A 3610-nucleotide genomic window follows, 5' to 3' on the forward strand; every position below is an offset into this window, starting at 1 on the left:
GGGGCGATCGGCGCTCATGAGTGTCACTGTAGGGGCGCCGATCAGGGGCGGGAAGGTGTGAGGGGGATCAGCCCGTCGGGATGGCGACGATCGGATCGGTCGTGGGCGTGCCCGTGGGTGATCCGCCCTGCGCCTCGACCGTCACGGCTATCACGTCGCCGGGCTGCATGCCCTCCTCCAGCAGCGCCGCCGCCGAGCGTGAATCGTCGGCGTCGAAGACACCTGCGGGGATCGCCTCGTCGGCGCGCACGTACCAGAGCTCGAACTGCCTGTCGGTGGCGATCTGCGGGAGACGCTCCGAGACGAGCACCGCCTGGCCGAGTTCGACCGACCAGTGCAGGATCGCCTCTCCGCCGCCGGCGACCGGCGCCGCCGCCGAGCGCGCGTCGGGGGCGTCTTCGATCCTGTCCAGCGCCACGACCGCCGCCGGCCGGTTGAACCACTGCGCGGCCACCACGGCGCCGGCACCGGCTCCCGCGAGCAGCACGAGGGATGCCGCCAACGTGAACCACGCCCGCGCCCCCCATGCGGCGCGGCCGCCCGCGCGCTGCCGCGGCCCGTCGGCCGCCTCGAGTGATTCTGCGGTCTCTCCGACCACGGCCGCCCGGTCCGGCTCGCCGGCTCCCCCCGCGGCGGGCTGGTTCGGCTCGGCGGCGATGCGGGCGAGAAGTTCGGCGCGGATGCGCGGCGGGGGAGCGACGTCCGCGACCGCGTCGGCGAGCCGCGCCGCCGTAGCGGCGTCGTCGGCTGCGCGCGCGGCCCGCTCCGGGTCCCGCTGCGTCGCCTCGTGCAGGGCGCTTTCGTCCTCCGGACCGAGCGCATGCAGGGCGTGGCCGGCCGCCAGCTCCTCGAAGTCCCGCTCGTTCATGCACTCACCCCCAGTTCCGTTCGCAGGCGCGACAGTCCGTCGCGCATCCTCGTCTTGATTGTTCCCAGCGGCGCACCGACAAGCGCGGCGACCTCGCTCTGAGAGTAACCGCCGTAGTACGCGAGGACGATCGCCTCCCGCTGCGCATGCGGCAGTCCGCGCAGCGCTCCCACCACCTGCTGTGCGTCGAGCCGCAACTCGATCTCCTCGGCCACGCCGTCGAAGGCGACGCTCGCGTCACGGATCCCGATACGGGTGTCGCGATCCGTGCTCGCCTGCGACGCCCTCACCCTGTCGACCGCCCTGCGGTGTGCGATGGTCAGGATCCAGGATCGTCCTTGCCCTTGATTCGGAGCGAACCGCGAAGCGGATTGCCACAGCTCGAGGAAGACCTCCTGCAGCACCTCTTCGCTCTGCGCCCGGTCGACGAGCACACGCAGGATCAGACCGAACACGCGCGGCGAGAGCATGTCGTACAGCTCGGCGAATGCCCCCTGATCGCCGCCGGCGATGCGCTGGAGAAGAAGCCCGACGTGATCGACCGACGCCTCCCCGTCCTCGCGCACCTCGACGCCGTCGATCCCCATGTCCACAAGCATGCCGTACAGGCCTCCCTCCTCCGGTCAGCGATGCCTTCGCCGGGCGCCCAGCGTGAACGCGCTCACGTCGACGCCCGAGCAACTCTCGTCCACGAGCGCACGCAAACCCGGTGACCGCTATTCGGCGCGGATCGCCGGTCGGTTTGCGCGGCCGGCGACGCGGCGACGCGCGGCTAGGGTGGGCGCATGTCCGCCGCCGCACGCCGCGCATCCGCCTTCCGGCGTCCTGACGCCTCCCGAGGCGGGCGGCAGAGCCGCGAGTGCGGGAGCTCGCCGTGTGCCCTCCGGGGCCGCGAATGAACCTCGTGGCCGCGCTGCGGGATCGGCTCGCCGCGCGACGCCGGCCGCCGCTCCACGTCGCCGTGGATGAAGGGGATGGGCCGGCCGTCGTGCTGGTGCACGGCATCGCGTCGTCGTACACGACGTTCGAGAACGTGGTGCCGCTCGTTCAGCCCGGCCACCGGGTGATCGCGATGGATCTGCTCGGCTTCGGCGCCTCGCCGGCACCGCCGTCGGCGACGTTCACGCTGGACGAGCACGTGCTCTACCTCGAGCGCACCCTCGCGCGGCTGCGGGTTCGGGAGCCTTTCGTGCTCGTCGGTCACTCCATGGGCGCGCTCATCGCGACCCGCTTCGCGGCCCGCCGATCGTCTTCCCTGACGGGGCTCGTGCTCGTCAGCCCGCCCGTGTATCTGCCGCCGGACATCGTCGGAGACCCCGTGGACCGCGCCGCCATGAGCCTCTACCGCCGGGTGTACGAGTTCCTGCGCCGCAAGCGCCAGTTCACGCTCCGCAATGCGGCGCTGCTCGCACGACTGTCGCCGATCCGCGACGCGTTCGAGGTCAGCGAGAGGAACTGGAACGCCTTCGTGCTCTCGCTCCAGAATGCGATCGAGACGCAGACCGTGATCACCGACGCCGCCGCCACGGACGTACCTATCGAGGTGATCTACGGAACGCTCGATCCGTTCCTCGTCCCGGGTGCGCTGCGCGTCATCGAGAGGATGCGCCACGTCACCGTGCACAAGGTGCGCGGCGGCGACCATCTGATCCGCATGCCGATGGCGCGGGTCGTCGCGAGGGCCATCGACTCGTTCACCCCGTCGACCGGGTCCTGAACGCGCCGACGCCGCCGGCAGAGGTCGTCAGCGGGCGGCGCCCTCGAGCGAGCCGGTGATCTCCTTGGCCCCGCCGTCGGTGGGCTCGTAGATCACGCACTGCACGAGCCGGTCCTTCACGCTCGGGTCGTTCCAGCCGTCCTCGAGCGGGGAGAGGAAGACGTAGTCGAGGGTCGAATCCTCGTACGCCTTGCCGACGAAGCTCTCGAACGCCCCGTAGCAGCCCTCATCCGCGGCCTTCTCGACGGCGTCCTCTCCGGGCCAGTCCCCGTCCTCCATCTCGAACTCGTGGAAGATCTCCTCGGTGTGGGGCTCGCCGCACGGCACGACCGCAGCGGAGGACAGCTCGCCCGTCTCTCCGAGCTTCAGGCAATCGCCGACCTCGAGCTCGAACACGTCCACATCGCCGCCTTCGGTGACCTGGTTGGTCTCCTCGTCGCGCTGCGGGCTGCCGCCGCCGAGCAGGTCCCCGATGGCGGCGCATCCTGCCAGCGCGAGAGCGAACGCGAGGACGCCCGATGCCGCCGCGAGGCGGGCAGCGGGGCTGCGGCTCATGGCGCGTCTCCTGTTCGGGGCGGATCCGGGTCCGGTGCGACCGGTCCTGCGCTCACAGTAGACCCCCGCGCGCACGTCGGGCGAGCCGCCGCGCGGCCGGGAACCGCGTGCCGTGCCGGTCAGCCCTCGAGGTCGTCCACGCCCGGCATCCAGCTCGCGCCAGGGCGTCCCCATCCGCGCTTGCGGGCGATCTTCTGCACGAGCTTCGCGTCCGACCCGGTCAGCCGGTCGATGTAGAGCACGCCGTCCAGGTGGTCGAACTCGTGCTGCATGATTCGCGCCCGCCACCCGTCGACCGCGATGGTCACCGGCTCGCCGTCGAGGTCGATGCCGGTCACCCGCACGCGCTCCGAGCGGCGCAGCGGGAACCGCTCGCCGGGGAACGACAGGCAGCCCTCCGACTCCTCGTCCTCGTCCGGCTCACCCGGGATCGGCGGCGTCATCCACAGCTCCGGGTTCAGGATGACCCC

5 protein-coding genes are annotated in these 3610 nt (G+C 71.7%); 1 reads left to right on the top strand and 4 read right to left on the bottom strand.

All coding sequences use genetic code 11. The annotated features are described in order from the left end of the window. Positions 1 to 67 precede the first annotated feature (67 nt). Positions 68 to 868 carry an anti-sigma factor gene (locus tag RIF89_RS12190; RefSeq protein WP_309069376.1) on the bottom strand — a complete coding sequence of 267 codons (801 nt, stop codon included), beginning with the start codon at positions 866 to 868 and terminating at the stop codon, positions 68 to 70. Then, positions 865 to 1467: an ECF RNA polymerase sigma factor SigK gene (gene sigK, locus RIF89_RS12195; RefSeq protein WP_375294480.1), complete on the bottom strand. Its 603-nt coding sequence runs from the start codon at positions 1465 to 1467 to the stop codon at positions 865 to 867. The genes RIF89_RS12190 and sigK overlap by 4 nt, the downstream gene beginning before the upstream one ends. Before the next feature lie 296 nt (positions 1468 to 1763). Between sigK and RIF89_RS12200 the strand changes: the two genes are divergently transcribed. Then, positions 1764 to 2585: an alpha/beta hydrolase gene (locus RIF89_RS12200; protein ID WP_309069378.1), complete on the top strand. Its 822-nt coding sequence runs from the start codon at positions 1764 to 1766 to the stop codon at positions 2583 to 2585. Between the two features lie 27 nt (positions 2586 to 2612). Here the strand turns inward: RIF89_RS12200 and RIF89_RS12205 are convergent, their stop codons facing one another. Both RIF89_RS12205 and RIF89_RS12210 read right to left on the bottom strand, forming a co-directional pair. After that, on the bottom strand, positions 2613 to 3140 hold the full coding sequence (locus RIF89_RS12205) for a septum formation family protein (RefSeq protein ID WP_309069379.1): 528 nt from the start codon (positions 3138 to 3140) through the stop codon (positions 2613 to 2615). Between the two features lie 119 nt (positions 3141 to 3259). Continuing rightward, the coding region (locus tag RIF89_RS12210) for a peptide deformylase (protein ID WP_309069380.1) at positions 3260 to 3610 on the bottom strand (351 nt) is incomplete at its 5' end.

The organism is Microbacterium sp. (assembly GCF_031178525.1).
Taxonomy (GTDB): Bacteria; Actinomycetota; Actinomycetes; order Actinomycetales; family Microbacteriaceae; genus Microbacterium.